The following is a 17,830-nucleotide window of genomic DNA, read 5'->3' as shown; positions in this document are numbered from 1 at the left end:
TTACTCTTATGTTATTTCCTCTGATCGCATCGGGGAAAGAAATGTCATTGGCGGCGAATATGCACCGCCTTCCTGAAGATTTCAGGCAATATTTTTATGATGCCGAGATGATCGTCCAGGTCTTTCTCAATGACAGCCGCTTGTTTGATGCTGCCATCACCCTTAATGAAGACGGAAGCGTTCGCCTGCTGCGTATTCTGGATGATGCCCCGGATGCCGATGCCGAGGCACGGGATTACTGGAATGGCATATTATCGCAGGGGATCGGGGTGGGTAAATGTACTCAGCAGTGCCCGTCTGGTTTGATGGAAGTGCAGTACAGTCTCGATCAATCCACACTTAAACTTTTCACTGCACATTATGAAAAGTCCAGAACCTCTACAAGGTGGATTCCGCTACCGGAGAATGCCCCTGCCGGTATGATTATGTTTAACGACGCCTCATTTACGCACTCGGGTGACTACCGCAGCTGGGGGTTAAACTCCTCTCTTACCTCATCCATGGCTGGCTGGAGCCAGAAGGTCGCCTTCCAGTCAACCGGTAGCGAAAGTGATTATGGTTATTACAGCCATACGGGCCTTTACGAACTGTTCACACAAAAAGAGCTGCAGGGCAGTTTCGTTCGACTGGGCTTTTTCACCCCGGATAACGATACCAGTAATGTCCAGACCACGGGGTTCGGTTCTGATACCGTTATCGGAGCGATGTGGGGCTCCTCCGATTCGCTGCTGGCCGATGGGGACACCGTCAGCGCCTGGCCGGTCTATATTACCGGACGTAATCAGTCGATTGCTGAAGTCTGGCGCGATGGTCGCATGATCTATACCCAGCAGTTGCAGGCAGGGGTACAGGCCCTTGATACGCGTCGGCTACCGGGTGGCATTTACGATATCACCATCAGAATTATTGAGAACGGCCAGACCGTTGATACGCAGCAGGCGCAGATTTACAAGCCACAGGGCTGGCACAACCCCGACAGACGCTGGCGTATGAACCTCTGGAGCGGGCAGCACCGGACCTTTGACACCGGCACAGCAAGGCGAAAAGAGGACAATCCGTTTGCCGTCGGCGGCGGCGTCGATCTGCTGGCGCATCCACGCGCGGTACTCGGCATCAGCGCAGCAGCAACGGAAAAAGCGCATCACGCCAGGTTACGCATGGATCTGACGCTGTCGCCGAAGGACGCGATTTTCGCGCAGTATACGCTGGGCGACATGGATTATATGTCTAACCAGAATACAGATATTCGCTACTACCGCACTATCCCTGGCGGCGGCTCCGCCAGCCTGTTCTGGCGTTCAACCATGACGGACAACTACGGTCATATCACCACAACCCGCCAGCGTGGCGATGTCTGGGGTGGCTCGCTGTCATTACGTCTGCCGATGTCCACCTCTCTTACCGTAAACGGTCAGTATACGGAGTCGGCATGGCGGCGCGGCGCAGGCGTTGACGTCTCGACAACCACGATGGCGACGCTGTGGGGCAGGGATGCGAATTTCCGCTTGAGTCTCTATGACCGACCGGGTTTTAACGGTAACCAGCGGGATTATGGCGCGTCATTTGGCCTTAGCATCTCTCTTGCGCCGTCGGCGAACCACATTGTGTCTGCCGAAACGGGCATGAATCAGGATGAAGCATTCTCCAGCCTCAACTATCAATGGCAGCCGGACAACAGCGCTCTTCGCAGCCTCGGGGCAGGCGTCTCGTTCAGTCCGAACAACACCGTGGTCAACGGGAATGGTTCCTTCGATACGCAGCACCTCAGTGCCGACGGCTTTGTACAGCACAGCTCACGGGAAAATACCTCAACGCTCGGCGGCAACCTGAGCCAGGCGCTGGTCATCGGCGGCGGCAAAGTGGCCTCGGTGAACGGTAATAATCAGCGCGGCATGGATTCGGCCCTGATTGTGGATATCGATACGGATGCGCCAAACGCTAATGTGATTGCCTCCAGCCCGATGGCGGAAATAGGGTTGAAGCCGGGACGTAATATTGTGCCGGCAGAACTGTGGAAAAAGAACACCGTGCAGTTCACCGCCAGCGGCGGTGAGAGTTTACAGGTATTCCCACCGCGCGACAGCATGCAAATGCAGCGTGGTAGCGTGAAGTACATCAAAGTGCAGGCGCGGCAGACGATGACGCTGGTCGGCATTCTGCTGGATGAAAGTGGCAATGTGCTGGTTAACCGTACGGTAAAAAGCGATTTGGCCGAAGGGTTTATTAACAGCGAAGGGGTTGCTACCGTCGACTCTGGGCTGACAAATAAAATATTGACGGTTAAAGCGCGAAAAGAGCTGCCAGCAATGGAGTGCACGTTACCAGAAAATAGAGATACCAGTAAGAAAGTACAGTTTCTTAATGAGATAAATTGCCAGGTTGTGGAAGCAGAGGAAAATAGATGAAGAGCAAATTATGGAGAATACTTGCTGGTATATCTTTATCCGTCATCAGTACGGCATGTATAGGGGCTGATGCAGAGATGAATATCTTAGCGTCATTTGAACCATCAATGGCGAATCCGCAAAATAATACCTTTACCAATGACACACCGCCTGGTGGTTATTGTCTCTCTTATCCCGCACAGTGCTCGGCACATAAAACCTTCAGTATTGATATGGGTGGGATAACAGCGTCTCTGGTAAGTGATGGTTTTAAAGCCAATTCCGAACCCCGAATGGGTATGTATTTTAAAATGCCGGGAGCCTGGCGAGAGGTCACCGTTACAAATAGCGAATCCTCCCTGCGCACATCTACTGTCAAATTCAGAATTAACGGCTTTTCAGCAACATACAGAACGTTGGTAAACTGGAGCTTAGAAGAACACTGGGCAAAATGGGTAGGAAGCTCATTCGTTAACCAACCTAAACCCTGCGGTTATTCTGGCGTTGGCGCTTTACCAAACCGAGCATATTCCTTTATATGGAAATGGCCGGCAAGTGACGTATCGTGTGTCAAAATAGCCAAAGTAGACCTGACGGGAGAACCCTATCAAATCGATACCACCAGTATCGGTTATGAAATCCAAACGCCCGATCCTTTAAAAATGGAGTCTGGTATCTATAAAGGTACGCTGAAATACTCAGTCGGGCCGAATGGCGATATTGATTTCGGTGATAATTTAGCACCTTCTCACACCGGATTGACGATTAACTTCACCCTCAGCGTTAACCACGAATTGATGCTTACCACTGCGCCTGAAGATCGGAACGTGACCCTGCAGCCCTGCGCAGCGGGCCGCATTTGTTCGGAAGATGAAGGCAAGGCTAACTGGGAGCGCTGGATGGTTTCGCAGATTACCCCGCAGCTAACCGGTAGAAGCAACTTTAAACTTTCCAGCTCCGGTACCTTCACTGTTTACACAGAGTGCAGTGAGCAGGTTGGGGACCAATGTGCGCTAAAAGGCGATAACACTTCACAGCAAATTCCGGTTCAGACATTGCTGACGCTACCGAGCAATATAGAAGATATCTCTTCAGGTGCGACCGTGGTGAAACGTCCGCTGACGGTCGGAAAAGATTTAACCAAAAACGTTTTTGCCACCCGCGAATTTGGTCAGGACAGAAGCGGCAGCATTGATTTTCTCATTGCGCAGCGGGATGTCGACACCATGTTAAAAAACCGACCGGATACTTTTCGTGGCGCAGTAACGGTGTTTTTTGATCCTAAAATCTACTGAATATAAAAAAGCCCGGTACGCAGCGCGTATCGGGCAGTTGCTTAGCGTATGGCAATTACAGTTTATTCAAAAACGCCAGCAGATCGTTATTTAGTTGATCCTGGTGGGTAACGGCAAAGCCGTGCGGACCATTTTCATACACTTTCAGCTCGGCGCCTTTGATCAGCTCGGCCGACAGTTTACCCGTCGCTTCGAACGGCACAATCTGGTCATTGCTGCCGTGGATCACCAGCGTCGGCACATCCACTTTTGCCACATCCGGGCGGAAATCCGTTTGCGAGAACGCGGTCACGCAGTCCAGCGTGCCTTTCAGCGATGCCAGCAGGGCGATATTCAGCGTTTGCGTCAGTACACCGTCAGAAACTTTTTGCCCGGCGTTGAGGCCAAAGAACGGGGTGGCGAAATCGCTGATAAACTGCGCCCGGTCTTTCAACAGACCCTGTTTGATACCGTCAAACACGCTCTGATCAACGCCCTGCGGATGATCGTCGGTTTTGCCGAAAATAGGCGTCACCGCGCCGAGCAGTACCAGACCGGACACGCGCGCGCTGCCGTAGCGGCCGATATAGCGGGTCACATCACCGCCGCCCATCGAGAAACCGACCAGCGTGACATCCTGCAGATCCAGTTGGTTAATCAGATCGTTAATGTCGGACGCAAAGGTATCGTAGTTGTAGCCTTCCCACGGCTGATCGGAACGACCAAAGCCGCGGCGGTCAAACGCAATCACGCGGTAGCCGCGCTCAGCCAGAAAATTCAGCTGGCTGTCCCACATATCGCCATCTAACGGCCAACCGTGGCTAAAAAGAACCGGCTTACCCGCGCCCCAGTCTTTGTAATAGATCTGAGTACCATCCTGCGTTTTAATTGTGCTCATTGCTTTACCTCTTCGTTGTGTTGTGTGTTTTAAAGCGTAGCTCAGCGAAGCGCGGGAGCAACCAGATGCCGGATAACCGGCGGCTCATCGCCCTGATGAAACGCCAGTACGCGCTCTCTAATCAGTTTGTCGTTAACTGTGTGACGTTCATGCTGGCGCAAATGTTCAATCCACGAGCCCATTACCCAGGTTTCGACAAACAGCCCCGGATGATGCGCGTCTTCATACACTCCCCAGCCCATTGCCCCGGTACGTCTGCGCACCCGGCGCATCTCCTGCATCGCCGCGACAAAATCATGGGCTTCCTGTGGCGCAACGCGATATTCACAGCTCACCATTACCGGGCCGCGCTCATGGGGAATAGCCAGGTCCGCTTGTGCGGTCGGGGCAATGATATCGAGATCCAGCGCGGCATCTTTTTCCAGCCGCCAGCGTAAAACGCTGGCGCTGGCCAGCACCATACCCACCGTGGCGGCACACAGCGCCCAGCTCACGCCGAACTCAGAGGCCAGTTTCCCCCAGATAGCGCTGCCGACGGTCATAGAACCGAAAAAGACCGTCAGATAGACCGCCAGCGCCCGCGCTTTCACCCAGCGGGCCGCGCTGCGCTGCGCGCCGACGTTAAGAGTCGACAGAACGGCAATCCATGCAAAGCCGGTAAAAAATTCACAGGCGTTAAGCAGCCAGACCTGGCGAACAAACGCCAGCGCCAGCATCGTCGCGGCAAAGAGCAGGCTCGCAGCCACCATCATCTGGTCGGCATTCAGTCGTTTACGCAGTTTTGGCAATAGCACCGCGCCACAAATCGCGCCAAAGCCAATACAGGCCAGCATCAGGCCGTAGCCGCCAGGCCCAAGACCCAGTTCACGGCGCGCCACCAGCGGCAACATCGCCCAGCCGGCGCTGCCGAACAGGAAAAACGCCACCGTACGCGCCAGCACATTGCGCAACACCGGCGCAGCATGGACATAGCGCAGGCCGCCGCGAATAGCGCTAAAGAAGTGCTCCGGCGGCAAGCGCTGAATGGTCACCTGCGGCTGCCAGCGTAACAGCACAAACGCCACGCCCATCACCGACAGGGCGTTGAGCAAAAACACCATCCACGGCCCGGCAAAGGAGAGCAGCAAACCGCCCAGCGCCGGACCAATCGCCCGGCTGATGTTAATCCCCAGCGAATTGAGAGCAATGGCCGGGCTCAGCTCATGTTTATCCACCAGATCCGGCACGACAGCCTGAAAAGCAGGGGAGCTGAGGGCCGCGCCGGTACTGAGTAAAAAGGTCGCCGCCAGCAGAATCTCCGGCGTGACGTGATCGGTAAAAGAGAGCAGCGCCAGCCCGCCCGCCGCGCAGAATGTCCAGGCCTGGGCGAACAGCAGGATTTTGCGCCGCTCAACGATATCCGCCAGCACGCCCGCCGGTAAGACAAACAGAAACATCGGCAGGGAGCTGGCGGCCTGCACCAGCGCCACCGCCAGCGGATCGGCGCTCAGAGAGAGCATCGTCCAGTTGACGCCGATATCGCTCATCCATGAGCCTACGTTCGATACCACCGTTGCCAGCCACAGCATACGAAAAACGCGCTGGCGCAGCGGCTGCCATGCGGAGGCGGTGGCGGCAGGCTCATCAACAGGTGACACTGTCACCGCTGCGTGCAGTTCGTTTTGTTGCGTCATGCCATGGCTCCTTTCGCCGCCGTCCCCGGCCGCCAGCTTCCCGGCCCGGTTAACAGCAAAGTGGTAAAGATAATCAGCAGCAGCCAGCCGAATTGCCCCTCGGCCACCGACCAGTCCGCATGTACCACCAGCATGGCGACCAGCAGAACAATGATGATCGGCAGGCAGGCCAGCCGGGTATAAATACCGGCAATGATCAGCAGCGGACACACCACTTCGGCAACGATTGCCGGCAGCAGGCTCATCCACGGACCGAGGCCAAAGGGATCTTCGATATGCGCCAGTTCCTGACTGAAATGCAGCACTTTCGGCAGGCCATGCACATATAACAGCAGCAGGCTGCCCGTCAGGCGCAGGAAAAACAGCCCCGCATCAATGCGGGGCGTGATGGCTGAAAAGGTTGAGGTTTTCATGATATCAAAACGCAAAGCAGCTGCAGCCGAGCGCGCCCCAGAAGGCGTTCTCATCGGATACCGGCATTGCCGACCCGCGTGCAACATCGTGTTGATGAACATGTACGCCACAGGGACCTGAACAGTGGTGTACGCCAAAAGCCTGGCCCACGCGTGCCGCCTGCGGCGGTGCGCTACGGTAATGACCGGGCACATTGACCACCGGCGACCACTCCGGCAGCACCGGGATCGATGGCGGAGCCAGCGGACCAAACGCACCGGCGGCATAAACAATTTTGCCGTCCACTACCGTCAGCACGGACTCAATGCCTTTGATCTCCTCTTCCGGCACGCGGAAGTAGTCTTTGCTGAGGATAGCGAGATCCGCCAGCTGGCCCGCTTTGATCTGGCCTTTTTTACCCTGTTCGCTGGAGAACCATGCGCTGCCTTGCGTCCACAGCAGCAGGGCGGTATCGCGATCGAGGCGCGCGCTGTGATCGTACATTTGCATACCGCCAACGGTACGCCCGGATACCAGCCAGTACAGCGCGGTCCACGGGTTATAGCTGGCAACGCGTGTCGCATCCGTCCCCAGACCAACCGGCACACCGGCTTCCAGCATCCGCGCTACCGGCGGCGTCTGTTTGGTGGCCTGCTGACCGTAGCGCTCGGCGAAATATTCCCCCTGAAACGCCATCCGATGCTGAACCGCAATACCGCCACCGAGGGCTTTAACACGATCGATATTCGCTTCGGTGATGGTTTCCGCATGATCGAAGAACCAGTGCAGACCGTTAAACGGGATCTCGCGGTTCACTTTTTCGAACACATCCAGCATGCGGCTGATGGATTCGTTGTAGGTAGCGTGCAGACGGAACGGCCAGCGATGCTCAACGAGATGGCGCACCACGCGCTCCAGCTCATCTTCCATACCGGGTGCCAGATCCGGGCGTGGCTCAAGGAAATCTTCAAAGTCAGCGGCGGAGAAAACCAGCATTTCACCCGCGCCGTTGTGGCGGAAAAAGTCGCTGCCCTGGCCCGGCGTTAACATATCGGTCCATTTTTCGAAATCTTCCAGCTCATGTCCCGGACGCTGGGTAAAGAGGTTATAGGCAATGCGCAGCGTCATCTGCTGTTTGCTATGCAGCTCGGCAATGACTTCATAATCTTCTGGGTAGTTCTGGAAACCGCCGCCGGCGTCAATGGCGCTGGTCAGTCCCAGGCGGTTAAGCTCACGCATAAACTGACGCGTGGAGTTCACCTGCTGCTCCAGCGGCAGTTTTGGCCCTTTCGCCAGCGTGGCGTAGAGGATCATCGCGTTGGGACGCGCAATCAGCATGCCGGTTGGGTTACCGTTGCTGTCACGCTGAATTTCACCGCCCGGCGGGTTGGGCGTCTCTTTGGTGTAGCCCACGGCTTTCAGTGCCGCGCGGTTGAGCAGGGCGCGATCGTACAAATGCAGGATAAATACCGGCGTGTCCGGCGCGGCGGCGTTTATTTCATCAAGGGTCGGCATACGGCGCTCGGCGAATTGGAATTCGGTCCAGCCCCCGACCACGCGCACCCACTGCGGAGACGGCGTGCGCAGCGCCTGTTCTTGCAGCATGCGTAAGGCATCCGCCAGCGACGGCACGCCTTCCCAGCGAAGCTCAAGATTGTAATTAAGCCCACCGCGAATCAGGTGCAGGTGCGAGTCATTCAGACCGGGGATCCCCGTATGGCCTTTCAGATCCACTATTTTGGTGCGCTCGCCGCGCCAGGCCATCGCTTCAGCTTCGGTGCCGACATGGACAAATTTTCCGTCGCGGATGGCCACGGCATCGGCAAGGGGGTTTTCACGATCGACGGTGTGAAACCGGCCATTAGTTAATATCAGTTCTGCATGTTCCAGCGAATCCATACTTCCTCCAGTCTGGCGACCTCATGGGCCGGATAAACGTCTGGAAGGATTATGCTAAGCGCCGGGAAGGAATGAACAGTTATACAAACGTATAGGTATACGAAAGGATAGTTATACCATCAGATAATAGTTATGCCGGGACAGGCCCCCTAACATACAGCCCACGATAGCGATGACGCGTTATTTGCTGTCTGAACGTAACGTTCCTCACTTAAACTCTATGGGTGCTAATATGACAACCTCGAAACTTGAACTCCTGACGCCGGCTAACTGTCAGTTAATCTTTATCGATCACCAGCCGCAGATGGCGTTTGGCGTGCAGTCAATCGACCGTCAGGTACTGAAAAACAACACCGTGGCGCTGGCGAAAGCCGCGAAGGTGTTTAACATTCCGACGATCATCACCACCGTAGAAACCGAAAGCTTCTCCGGCAACACCTATCCTGAACTGCTGGATGTGTTCCCGGAGAAGGATATTCTGGAACGCACGTCAATGAACTCCTGGGACGACCAGAAAGTGCGTGATGCGCTGGCGGCGAACGGCAAGCGTAAAGTGGTGGTTGCCGGTTTGTGGACCGAAGTGTGCAACAACTCCTTCTCCCTGTGCGCCATTCTCGAAGGCGACTATGAAATTTATATGGTCGCGGACGCTTCCGGCGGCACCTCGAAAGAAGCCCACGATTTCGCGATGCAGCGCATGATCCAGGTTGGCGTTATCCCGGTGACCTGGCAGCAGGTGATGCTGGAGTGGCAGCGTGACTGGGCGCACCGTGAAACCTACGACGCGGTAATGAACATCGTTAAAGAGCATTCCGGTGCCTACGGTATGGGCGTTGATTACGCTTACACCATGGTGCATAAAGCGCCTTCTCGTGCGAAACCAGGCCATCGTACGCTGGCACCGGTAGCGGCGAAGTAATCCGCTGGCTGGCCGGTGTACGCCGGTCAGCCGCCAACTATTGCAGGAGAGCGCGATGAGTATCGGCCTTATCTCTTTCGCCGCCGGCGTGCTGATTGGCGTGATGTACGCCTTGCTAAAGGTACGATCGCCCGCGCCGCCCGCCATTGCGCTGGTGGGGTTGCTGGGCATGTTGCTCGGTGAACAACTCGTCAGCGTACTGATAACGCACGCCGCTGCGGGGTAAAAAAATGAAATCATGGATTGTATCCCTCCTGGTCGGGCTTCTGGCCGGAGGGATTTATGCTTTACTGGGGACGCGCTCCCCGGCACCGCCGGTTATCGCACTGCTGGGGCTGTTCGGCATGCTGGTGGGGGAGCAAATTGTTCCCATTACCCGCCGGTTACTTGCCCGACAGCCGTTAACCATGGCATGGTTTCGCCATGAGTGTGTGCCAAAAATTAGCGGTACGCCGCAGCCTGAACCGCCGGACACAACGGCGCGTCGGAAAGATGCCCGAGGATAACGAATGACGCACTCCCTGCGTATTGCCATTATTGATGATGAACCGTCCGTACGCAGTGGGTTAAGTAATTTGCTGCTCTCTGAGGGCTATGCCACGCTGACCTTCGCGTCCGCTGAGGCATTTCTTAACGATGGTCACTCGCAGCGGCTGACGGCGCTAGTGATCGCCGACATTAAACTGAAAGGGATGAGCGGGGCGGCGCTGTTCGAAAAGCTGCAGCTCAGCCCCTGTCCACCGCCGGTAATCTTTATCTCCGGCCATGATGATGAAACCTGGCAACGGTTCGCGGGACAGCCCGGTGCCGTTGCTTTTTTACATAAACCGATCGATATCGACGTACTGCTCAATCATATTTCACGGGTGCTGTTGCGGGGTGAAACCAGGCCATGACCGAACAGGCATTACCTAATTGGCCCCGGCTGGTGGGCGAAAACCAGCCGTTTACGCTACAGGACGGTGCCATCTACACGCCGCTGGCGCAGGAAGGCAGCATTATCTGGATGAATGCCCATTATCCATGGGCCAGCGATGCCTTTATCCTTGCCACGGCGGTGAGCGACGATGCCGAACCGAGTGCCAGCCTGCTGCTGAACCATGAATTAACCCTCTGTCCGCACCTTGACAGCGCATGGGCGATCAAGCCCGTCGCCAGCACGCAATATCATGGCCGTATGGCGCTGGTCTATCCCTTCTTTACCTTTAAACCGCTGACGCGCCTGACCGGCCAGCCTGTCCCTTCTGTCGACGACTGGCTTGAACTGACGCTGCGCATTTGCGCGCCGTTGCGCCAGATGCACCGTCACAATCTGATCCATGGCGATATCAAACCGGGCAATATCTTTCTCAGCGACGACGGCTGTCGCCTCGGCGGATTCGGCCTTACCACCAGCACCGCTGGCGAACTGGCGCAGAGCTGGCTGCCGGCGGCCGGCGGGACGCTGGCGTATATGTCGCCGGAACATACCGCCCGCACCCATCATGCCGTGGACAGCCGCAGCGACCTCTACAGCCTGGGAATTGTGTTGTATGAACTGCTGACGGGCACGCGGCCATTCGATCTTAGTGAAGGCGGGCAGGCGGAATGGGTGTTGCACCATATTGCCTCCGAACCGGCTGCGCCGCATCTTTCGCGCGCAGGGCTGCCGGAAATGCTGTCGACGATAGTACTAAAGTTATTGGCCAAATCGCCGGACAAACGCTATCAGACCGTTGATGGCTTAATAGCGGATTTACGCCGCTGCCAGGCAACGCTAAGCAGAGAGGGCGATATCGCCCCGTTTACGCCGGGTTTGCAGGATAGATCGCCAGGTCTGCACTTTGCCAACACGCTCTATCGCGCTCATCCGCAAGCCAAAGAGCTGGCGCAGGCCCTCGATGCGGTGGTGCAAAGCGGTACACAAACGCTGGTCACCCTCAGCGGTCCTACCGGGATGGGTAAATCGTCGTTAATGGCCTCCTCGCTGAAGGCGTTTCACACCCGCCCGACGCTTATTGCGCTGGGCAAAGTGGAACAGAATGCCTCCGTGATGCCGTTAGGCGTGCTGAGCCGCGCTTTTCGCTCGCTGGTATTGCATCTGCTGGGATTGCCCGCCGAAGAGGTGGCGCGCTGGAAAGTCCGGCTCAATAATGCGCTGGCAGGCTATGAATCGCTGGCGGTCAGCTTCGTGCCGGAGCTGGGGCTACTGATTGACGCTAAATCCGGTGCGGCCGCCGAGACCTTATCCCTCGATACACGCGCACGCTTTAACGCCATGATGCTGCGGCTGATAAATGTGCTGGCGACGCCGGGCTGCCCGTTAATCATCCTGATTGATAATCTGCACTGGATCGATGACGCCAGCCTGCAACTGCTGGAATATCTGTTACAACACAGTCATGCGGTACCGTTATTAATGGTGGTTTCTCACCAGGATTTGGCTTCCTTAGAGGATGCTACTTTCGCCGCGGCGTTAACGCGCCTGTGCAGCGCCGCCAACCGGGTTATTACCTGTGTGCCGCAGCCGCTGTCGACCAAAGCAATTGCGCGCTGGCTGGCGGCGATTTTCCAGACCCGGACCGCCTCCATTGCCGATCTGGCAAAACTTGTCCACGAGAAAACCGGCGGCAATCCGTTGTATGTTCATGAGTTCTCGAAACGCATTATTGAAGAGGGTCTGGTCACTCACAGTAGCCATCAGGGCAAGTGGCAATATGATCTGCAGACCATTAGCGCCCGCTATTACAGCGAAAACATGCCCGATCTGCTGCTGCAACAGCTGGTACATATGCCGCCCGAAACACAATCGCTACTCGGCTGTATGGCCTGTCTGGGCAGCGCAGGGGACATTCCGCTGCTAAGCCGCGTGCTCGGCTGCGATAAGAGTGAGATCGGCTACCGGCTGCATCCGGCGGTAGCGCTGCATTTGATTACGCTCAACGCCGATGCGTACACATTTTTCCATGAACGTATTTATGAGGCCGCCCGCGCGCTGCTAACACCAGAACATCGTCGCCAGTTGCATTTGACGACCGCCACGCTGTTGGCGCAAACGGCGGAACAGGCTCCTGGCAATGAAGTGCTGTTTCGAACCCTGCACCATATGGCCGAAGCGGCAGAAGCGATTGAGGCGATCCCGCAAACACAGCGGCAGCGCTTTATTGAGCTTTCGCTTCTGGCAGCCCGGCGGGCCAAACGCACCGGCGATTACGCCTCGGCACTGAACTATTTACACCAGGCAAAACGGTTGGATAACGCCGATACACCCTGCGATTTTGCCCGTTCTCTGGAAGAGACCGCCTGTGAATTTTTACTGGGTAATCTGGCAACCGCCCGCGGACTGTGCGAACGCCTGCTGGCGTCTCCCGGCGGGCTGGCGGAAAAAGCGCAGGCCGCCACGCTGCTGGCTGAAGTACATATTCGCCAGTCCGGTTATCAACTGGCGCTGGAAACGACCCTCGGCTGGCTGACGGTGTTCGGCATTGATATTCACCGTTACGCCGATGAAGCAGAGTGTGATGCGGCGTGGCAGGCGATTTATGCGCGGATCGGTGATAATCCATCGCGCCTGTTTATGGCGCTGCCGCGTATGAATCACCAGGAAACCGACGCCCTGATGAATCTGCTGGCCAGCGCCAGTTTATACGCCAGCTTTATCTGCCCGCGTCTGCATTTTCTGTTGCTGTGCCAGATGCTGAATCTGACTCTTGAACGCGGATTAACCGGTGCATCGACCCCGGCGCTGGCCTGGTTTGGCGTGCTGCTCGGGGAACGCTATGAAGAGTATGAACTTGGTTTTCGCTACGGCGCGCTGGCCCAGGAGTTGGTAAAGCGTCACGAATTACAGGGCTTTGCCGCTAAAACCTTGTTGGCAGTCGGGCGCAGCAGCGTCTGGACCCAGCCGCTGTCGCGCAGCGTCGAGTGTGCCAACGCCTGTTTTACCGCCGCGGTCGCCAACGGCGATTTAACCATTGCCTGTATTGCCACCTTCCGTCAGGTGGTGAATTCCCTGAGCCGTGGCGACCATCTTGATACCGTAAGGGACGCTATCGATCGCGCGCTGGCCTTTGTGCGCGCCACGGGTTTCTCCGATATGGATCATATTCTGTTGTTACAACGTCACTTTGTCGAGTATCTGCGTCAACCAGAAGGGATGTTTAGCGACGACGAGATCCTGCCTCACGAGCTGTTGCCACAAAAACCGCCTGCGACCATCCATTTCTGGTTCTGGCTCTATATGGGCATGGCGCGTTTCCTTTCCGGAGCCTATGTTCAGGCTGAACAGTGCCTGCAAAAAGCCGGGATTCACCTGTGGTCTGCACCGGGTCATATCAGTCAGCTTGATTATCATCTCTACAGCGCGCTGGCACTGTCGATGCAGCTGACCCCGGAGACGTTTTCCGCCGAACACCGTCTGCGCTTAAACGAGCATTACAATAAAATTGCCCGCTGGGCACGCGTCAATCCCGGTACGTTTAGCGATAAAGAAGCGCTGGTGTATGCGGAAATTGTGCGTCTTGACGGTATGAACAGCATTGCGCTGGAACAGTATGAAAAGGCTATCCGCCTGTCGCGCGAAGGGGGGTTTAACCCGAGCAACGGGCTGGCCCATGAGCTGGCGGGGCGTTTCGCGCTCTCCTGCGGTTTTCAGACGGCGGCAGACGCCTATTTTCGCGGGGCGATGGCGGCGTGGGGACGCACGGGCGCGCAGGCAAAAGTGCGTCATTTGCAGCATGAACATCCCCATCTTTTCACACCGGGCGAAAGCACGCCTTATGACACGATCGCCTTTGCGCAGAACGATGAAATCCGCGATCTGCAAAGCATTATCAAAGCCTCGCGCGCGCTTTCAGAGGAGATCAACCTCGAACGGCTGATTCAGATCCTGATGACCATGCTGCTGGAACGCGCCGGTGCCCAGCGCGGCTTATTGATTCGCGTGCTCGACGACAATATTCCGGAAATCGAAGCCAGCGCGCACTCCAGCCACGAGGGGGTGATTGTGCGGGTGCTGAAAGAGATCCCGACGGCTACGGATATGCCGTTATCCGTGCTGGCGGCGGTGATCCGCACGGGGCAGGAGATCCGCACCGGCAGGCCGGAAGAGTACAGCCCGTTTAGCCAGGATGCGTATTTAATTTCTTCCGGGGCGGCGGTGATGTGCGTACCGATGTTTAAACAGGCGCGGCTCGTGGGCGTTTTATATCTGGAAAACCGCCTGATGCCGGAGATGTTTACCGCTGGACAGTCGAGAGTGGTCAATTTGCTCGGTGCCCATGCTGCGGTTTCGCTGGAAACCGCGCGGCTGTACACCAAGCTGGTGGAGGAGAACGTTCAGCGTCGGCGCGTTGAAAAAGAGCTGCGCGCCAGCCAAACATCGCTGATGTTAGGCGAGCAAATTAGCCACACCGGAACCTGGCGCTGGGAGCTTGCGCAGGATCTAATGCATATGTCCGATGAGTATGCGCGCATCCTCGGCATTGATGAGGAGCGTGAGCTTATCTCAATGGCGGAGTTTTTAACGTTTGTCCATCCGGACGATCATCCGCATATCAGTGCGCTGGTGACCCGCAGCGTGGCGCAAGGTCTAACCATGCAGGCTGAATTTCGCATTATCCGTAGCGATGGTGCGTGCCGCTATATTCTTGGCATTGGCGATCCGGTGTGCACCGGCGATGAAGTGCATGAATATTTTGGCACCATTACCGATATCACCGCCCAGCGGCAAAGTGAAGATGCGGCGCGTATTGCCCAGGCCGAGCTGGCGCGTGTTTCCCGTGCGACCACCGTCGGGCAATTAACCTCGTCGATTGCCCATGAGATTAACCAGCCGCTGATGTCGATAGTCTCCAACGCCGGTGCCAGCCTGCGCTGGCTCAATCGTTCGCCGATCCCCGTGGATAATGTGCGCGTCGGGCTGGAGGAGATTATCAGCGAAGGGCAGCGCGCCGGGGAGGTGATCCGCAGCCTGCAGGCGCTGACGCGCAGACAGGAACCGGTGTTCGAGCGTATAGACCTGCATTTTTTGCTGCGCCATATTATGACCCTTTCACGCAGCGAACTGGCGCGGCGGGATATCGCTGTTGAATATGCGCTGGATGCAGATAACCCTTTTATTTATGGCGACAGCGTGCAGATCCAGCAGGTGCTGCTTAACCTGGTGATGAACGCCGTAGAAGCGATGGCGGAGATCGATTCGCGTCCTCGCGTATTAACCCTTTCAACACTTTCACCGGGTCCGCAGGAAGTGATATGCCAGATTGCCGATACCGGTAGCGGCATGGATGCGGCTGTGCAATCCCGGCTCTTTGAGTCGTTCTATACCACTAAAACGCAGGGAATGGGCATGGGGCTGACTATCAGCCATGCGATTATTGAACGGCACAACGGCACCCTGAGCGCGCAATCAAGGCTGCCTTTCGGCAGCGTGTTTGCCTTTACCTTACCGCTGGCAGAGGATTAACGGCTGCGGGATTTGGCGATCTGCAGGTGGCCGGCGGCATGCACCAGATCCGCCAGCGAGCGGGCCTGCATTTTGTCCATCACCCGGCGGCGATGCACTTTGACGGTAATTTCGCTCACGCCGAGTTCCGCCGCGATCTGTTTGTTCAACAGGCCGCTGATCGCCAATTCAAACACTTCCTGCTCGCGCGGCGTCAGGGATAAATGGCGCTGGCGCAGGGCAAATTGTTCCTGCTGCTGGTCAAATTCCTGCGCGGCGACATTGAGGGCATCGGCAACGGCACCCAGCAGACGCTCTGACTCTACGGGCTTGGTCAAAAACTCCCGCGCGCCGGCTTTCATCGCCTGCACGGTCAGCGGGATGGTGCCATAACCGGTCAGAAAGATAATCGGCAGGGCGCGCCCGCGATCCTTAAGCGCACTGGCGACATCGAAACCATCCGCCACCGGCATATTCAAATCGAGAATCAAACAGGCGGGCACCGTAACCAACGGGTGGGCGAGGAACGCCTCCGCGGAGGCAAAATCAAGGGCGCGGTAACCTTCTGCTGCCAGCAGACGAACGATCGCGCGTCTGACGGCGTTATCATCATCAACAATATATACAATAGGTTCCATTATTTTGAGCCTCATCCAGGGCCTTTGTGGAAAGCCGGACGTTTGATATGCGGGGCAAATAGAAATAACATAAAAAATAACTAGATGAAATCACTGATTATTTCCTTAACTTCAGTAGGCTTTTATTCCTCTTACTAAAGTTTAGAATGGCGTTGCACTACGCAGCCCCAATGTCGCAACGCAAAGCAGCGTGCGGCTTCCTGCAGATTGCCCTCTCAAACAGCCGGATAAATTGTTGCTTTCTACTTAATCAAGACAATAACTAACGCCAAACTCTATCCTCAGAGAATATTTGCAATTAATTTAAGCAGAATCATAAAGCTTCATAATTAATCACTTCCCCTCTCTATAGAGGATAACTAGCTTAACTTTATTTGCAGCGAGAGGAACAGCATTATGCACAGAGTGAAAAGACAATCCCTTAAAAGAGACACCCTTGCAATAAATATTCAGGGCATATATGCACGCTATCTTAATTTAATGCAACAAAATACCGGGCTTTGTTTTGGCGCTAGTCTCTATTGGTCTTGTGAGTTATTAAGGTATGCCGGAAAAAACAAAAAACAGAATGAGATGGACATCGCCGACGTGCATAAACTTCGTATGCAAGATAACTTACTTAAAAATCACAAATATTTAAATTCACAAAATACAGTGTTAAGCGATCCCAGCAGATTAAAAATACAAGAGACCTTTTTAAATGCTGCAAATAGCGCTAACATACTCAATTTCCCACTGGAAGAGGTGCGTCAGTTCTACGAATTTAGCAACTTTTTACATAAAGCGCATTCATCTTATAATCATTTTTCTCTGGATATAATCGATAAAAAACAAAAGACCATTAGGGTGCTTAATTCACAGGAAAAATACCTCTCAATGTTGCGAAAATACAACCATGAAAAGGAAAATAAATTACGTTATTCGCTTTACGATGCCATAGAAGCAAAAAGCACGATAGATAGTATGTTAAACACTCCTGATGCTTATGAGAATAAAGCGTTGATCATGTCTACCCGGTTAGAGACTGACGTGCCTGAGGAGAAAGCATTTCCCCATGTATCAGTTATTATCAACTATGAACAATGTTTATATTTTTTTGATGTTAACAAAGGTATATATGCATTGCCCACCAATGGAAGTTGTTGCTATGAGATGTTAATGCATACTTTAGCCAGGAATTTCGATCTTACACAAACCTTTCAATTGAACCCGCAACCCGTCCATATTTTTGTGGAAACCGAAGCAGGAGTGGAAACCGAAGTAGGTGTGGAAATCGATGTAGGTGTGGAAATCGAAGTAGGTGTGGAAATCGAAGTATGACAAGCTTA

The 17,830-nt window shown here is 55.1% G+C and carries 13 protein-coding genes; 8 read left to right on the top strand and 5 right to left on the bottom strand.

Features of this window, described 5'->3' with window-relative positions; genetic code table 11:
- Positions 1 to 41 precede the first annotated feature (41 nt).
- Together RW65_RS19175 and RW65_RS19170 are read left to right on the top strand one after the other, a co-directional pair.
- Positions 42 to 2,405, top strand: a complete 2,364-nt coding sequence (locus tag RW65_RS19175) for a TcfC E-set like domain-containing protein (RefSeq protein WP_231564416.1) — start codon at positions 42 to 44, stop codon at positions 2,403 to 2,405.
- Entirely contained in the window at positions 2,402 to 3,679 is a 1,278-nt protein-coding gene (locus RW65_RS19170; protein WP_052250346.1) for a hypothetical protein, read from the top strand. Before RW65_RS19175 ends, RW65_RS19170 begins: the two co-directional genes overlap by 4 nt.
- 55 nt (positions 3,680 to 3,734) lie before the next feature.
- On the opposite strand, the gene RW65_RS19165 is transcribed toward RW65_RS19170, so the two are convergent.
- From RW65_RS19165 to RW65_RS19150, 4 genes are read right to left on the bottom strand one after another with little or no spacing between them, the layout of a single operon-like run.
- Positions 3,735 to 4,556, bottom strand: coding sequence for an alpha/beta fold hydrolase (locus tag RW65_RS19165; RefSeq protein ID WP_039058423.1), 822 nt, complete (start codon positions 4,554 to 4,556; stop codon positions 3,735 to 3,737).
- Positions 4,557 to 4,597: 41 nt separating this feature from the next.
- Positions 4,598 to 6,229, bottom strand: a complete 1,632-nt coding sequence (locus RW65_RS19160; RefSeq protein WP_039058421.1) for an MFS transporter — start codon at positions 6,227 to 6,229, stop codon at positions 4,598 to 4,600.
- Positions 6,226 to 6,642 (bottom strand): DoxX family protein, encoded by a 417-nt coding sequence (locus tag RW65_RS19155; protein ID WP_039058447.1) that lies wholly within the window; start codon positions 6,640 to 6,642, stop codon positions 6,226 to 6,228. The genes RW65_RS19160 and RW65_RS19155 overlap by 4 nt, the downstream gene beginning before the upstream one ends.
- Positions 6,643 to 6,646: 4 nt before the next feature.
- Complete coding sequence (locus RW65_RS19150; protein ID WP_039058420.1) at positions 6,647 to 8,521, bottom strand: amidohydrolase; 1,875 nt, start codon at positions 8,519 to 8,521, stop codon at positions 6,647 to 6,649.
- Positions 8,522 to 8,753: 232 nt separating this feature from the next.
- On the opposite strand from RW65_RS19150, the gene RW65_RS19145 reads away from it, so the two are divergent.
- Genes RW65_RS19145 through RW65_RS19130 form a run of 5 tightly spaced genes read left to right on the top strand, consistent with a single transcriptional unit; the run spans position 8,754 to position 15,885 of the window.
- Positions 8,754 to 9,440 (top strand): hydrolase, encoded by a 687-nt coding sequence (locus RW65_RS19145; RefSeq protein ID WP_039058419.1) that lies wholly within the window; start codon positions 8,754 to 8,756, stop codon positions 9,438 to 9,440.
- A 55-nt stretch (positions 9,441 to 9,495) separates the two neighbouring features.
- Entirely contained in the window at positions 9,496 to 9,666 is a 171-nt protein-coding gene (locus tag RW65_RS22255; RefSeq protein ID WP_072037795.1) for a DUF1427 family protein, read from the top strand.
- A gap of 4 nt (positions 9,667 to 9,670) precedes the next feature.
- A complete protein-coding gene (locus RW65_RS19140; RefSeq protein WP_039058418.1) occupies positions 9,671 to 9,946 on the top strand; it encodes a XapX domain-containing protein in 276 nt (91 codons plus the stop codon).
- A gap of 3 nt (positions 9,947 to 9,949) precedes the next feature.
- A complete protein-coding gene (locus tag RW65_RS19135) occupies positions 9,950 to 10,336 on the top strand; it encodes a response regulator transcription factor (RefSeq protein ID WP_039058417.1) in 387 nt (128 codons plus the stop codon).
- Positions 10,333 to 15,885 (top strand): trifunctional serine/threonine-protein kinase/ATP-binding protein/sensor histidine kinase, encoded by a 5,553-nt coding sequence (locus tag RW65_RS19130; RefSeq protein ID WP_039058416.1) that lies wholly within the window; start codon positions 10,333 to 10,335, stop codon positions 15,883 to 15,885. The genes RW65_RS19135 and RW65_RS19130 overlap by 4 nt, the downstream gene beginning before the upstream one ends.
- On the opposite strand, the gene RW65_RS19125 is transcribed toward RW65_RS19130, so the two are convergent.
- Complete coding sequence (locus RW65_RS19125; protein WP_039058415.1) at positions 15,882 to 16,502, bottom strand: response regulator transcription factor; 621 nt, start codon at positions 16,500 to 16,502, stop codon at positions 15,882 to 15,884. The genes RW65_RS19130 and RW65_RS19125 overlap by 4 nt on opposite strands.
- 396 nt (positions 16,503 to 16,898) lie before the next feature.
- Between RW65_RS19125 and RW65_RS19120 the strand changes: the two genes are divergently transcribed.
- Complete coding sequence (locus tag RW65_RS19120) at positions 16,899 to 17,822, top strand: hypothetical protein (protein WP_039058414.1); 924 nt, start codon at positions 16,899 to 16,901, stop codon at positions 17,820 to 17,822.
- Positions 17,823 to 17,830 lie beyond the last annotated feature (8 nt).

Origin of the sequence: Enterobacter sp. Bisph1, from assembly GCF_000814905.1 — a bacterium.
Classification (GTDB): domain Bacteria; phylum Pseudomonadota; class Gammaproteobacteria; order Enterobacterales; family Enterobacteriaceae; genus Kosakonia.
This window is presented reverse-complemented; position numbering and strand designations above follow the sequence as displayed.

What these genes read in the sequence shown, in the direction of transcription:
- RW65_RS19175 (WP_231564416.1), top strand. Translation starts at nt 42, where the DNA reads ATGTCATTGGCGGCGAATATGCACCGCCTTCCTGAAGATTTCAGGCAA.
- RW65_RS19170 (WP_052250346.1), top strand. Translation starts at nt 2,402, where the DNA reads ATGAAGAGCAAATTATGGAGAATACTTGCTGGTATATCTTTATCCGTC.
- RW65_RS19165 (WP_039058423.1), bottom strand. Translation starts at nt 4,556, where the DNA reads ATGAGCACAATTAAAACGCAGGATGGTACTCAGATCTATTACAAAGAC.
- RW65_RS19160 (WP_039058421.1), bottom strand. Translation starts at nt 6,229, where the DNA reads ATGACGCAACAAAACGAACTGCACGCAGCGGTGACAGTGTCACCTGTT.
- RW65_RS19155 (WP_039058447.1), bottom strand. Translation starts at nt 6,642, where the DNA reads ATGAAAACCTCAACCTTTTCAGCCATCACGCCCCGCATTGATGCGGGG.
- RW65_RS19150 (WP_039058420.1), bottom strand. Translation starts at nt 8,521, where the DNA reads ATGGATTCGCTGGAACATGCAGAACTGATATTAACTAATGGCCGGTTT.
- RW65_RS19145 (WP_039058419.1), top strand. Translation starts at nt 8,754, where the DNA reads ATGACAACCTCGAAACTTGAACTCCTGACGCCGGCTAACTGTCAGTTA.
- RW65_RS22255 (WP_072037795.1), top strand. Translation starts at nt 9,496, where the DNA reads ATGAGTATCGGCCTTATCTCTTTCGCCGCCGGCGTGCTGATTGGCGTG.
- RW65_RS19140 (WP_039058418.1), top strand. Translation starts at nt 9,671, where the DNA reads ATGAAATCATGGATTGTATCCCTCCTGGTCGGGCTTCTGGCCGGAGGG.
- RW65_RS19135 (WP_039058417.1), top strand. Translation starts at nt 9,950, where the DNA reads ATGACGCACTCCCTGCGTATTGCCATTATTGATGATGAACCGTCCGTA.
- RW65_RS19130 (WP_039058416.1), top strand. Translation starts at nt 10,333, where the DNA reads ATGACCGAACAGGCATTACCTAATTGGCCCCGGCTGGTGGGCGAAAAC.
- RW65_RS19125 (WP_039058415.1), bottom strand. Translation starts at nt 16,502, where the DNA reads ATGGAACCTATTGTATATATTGTTGATGATGATAACGCCGTCAGACGC.
- RW65_RS19120 (WP_039058414.1), top strand. Translation starts at nt 16,899, where the DNA reads ATGCACAGAGTGAAAAGACAATCCCTTAAAAGAGACACCCTTGCAATA.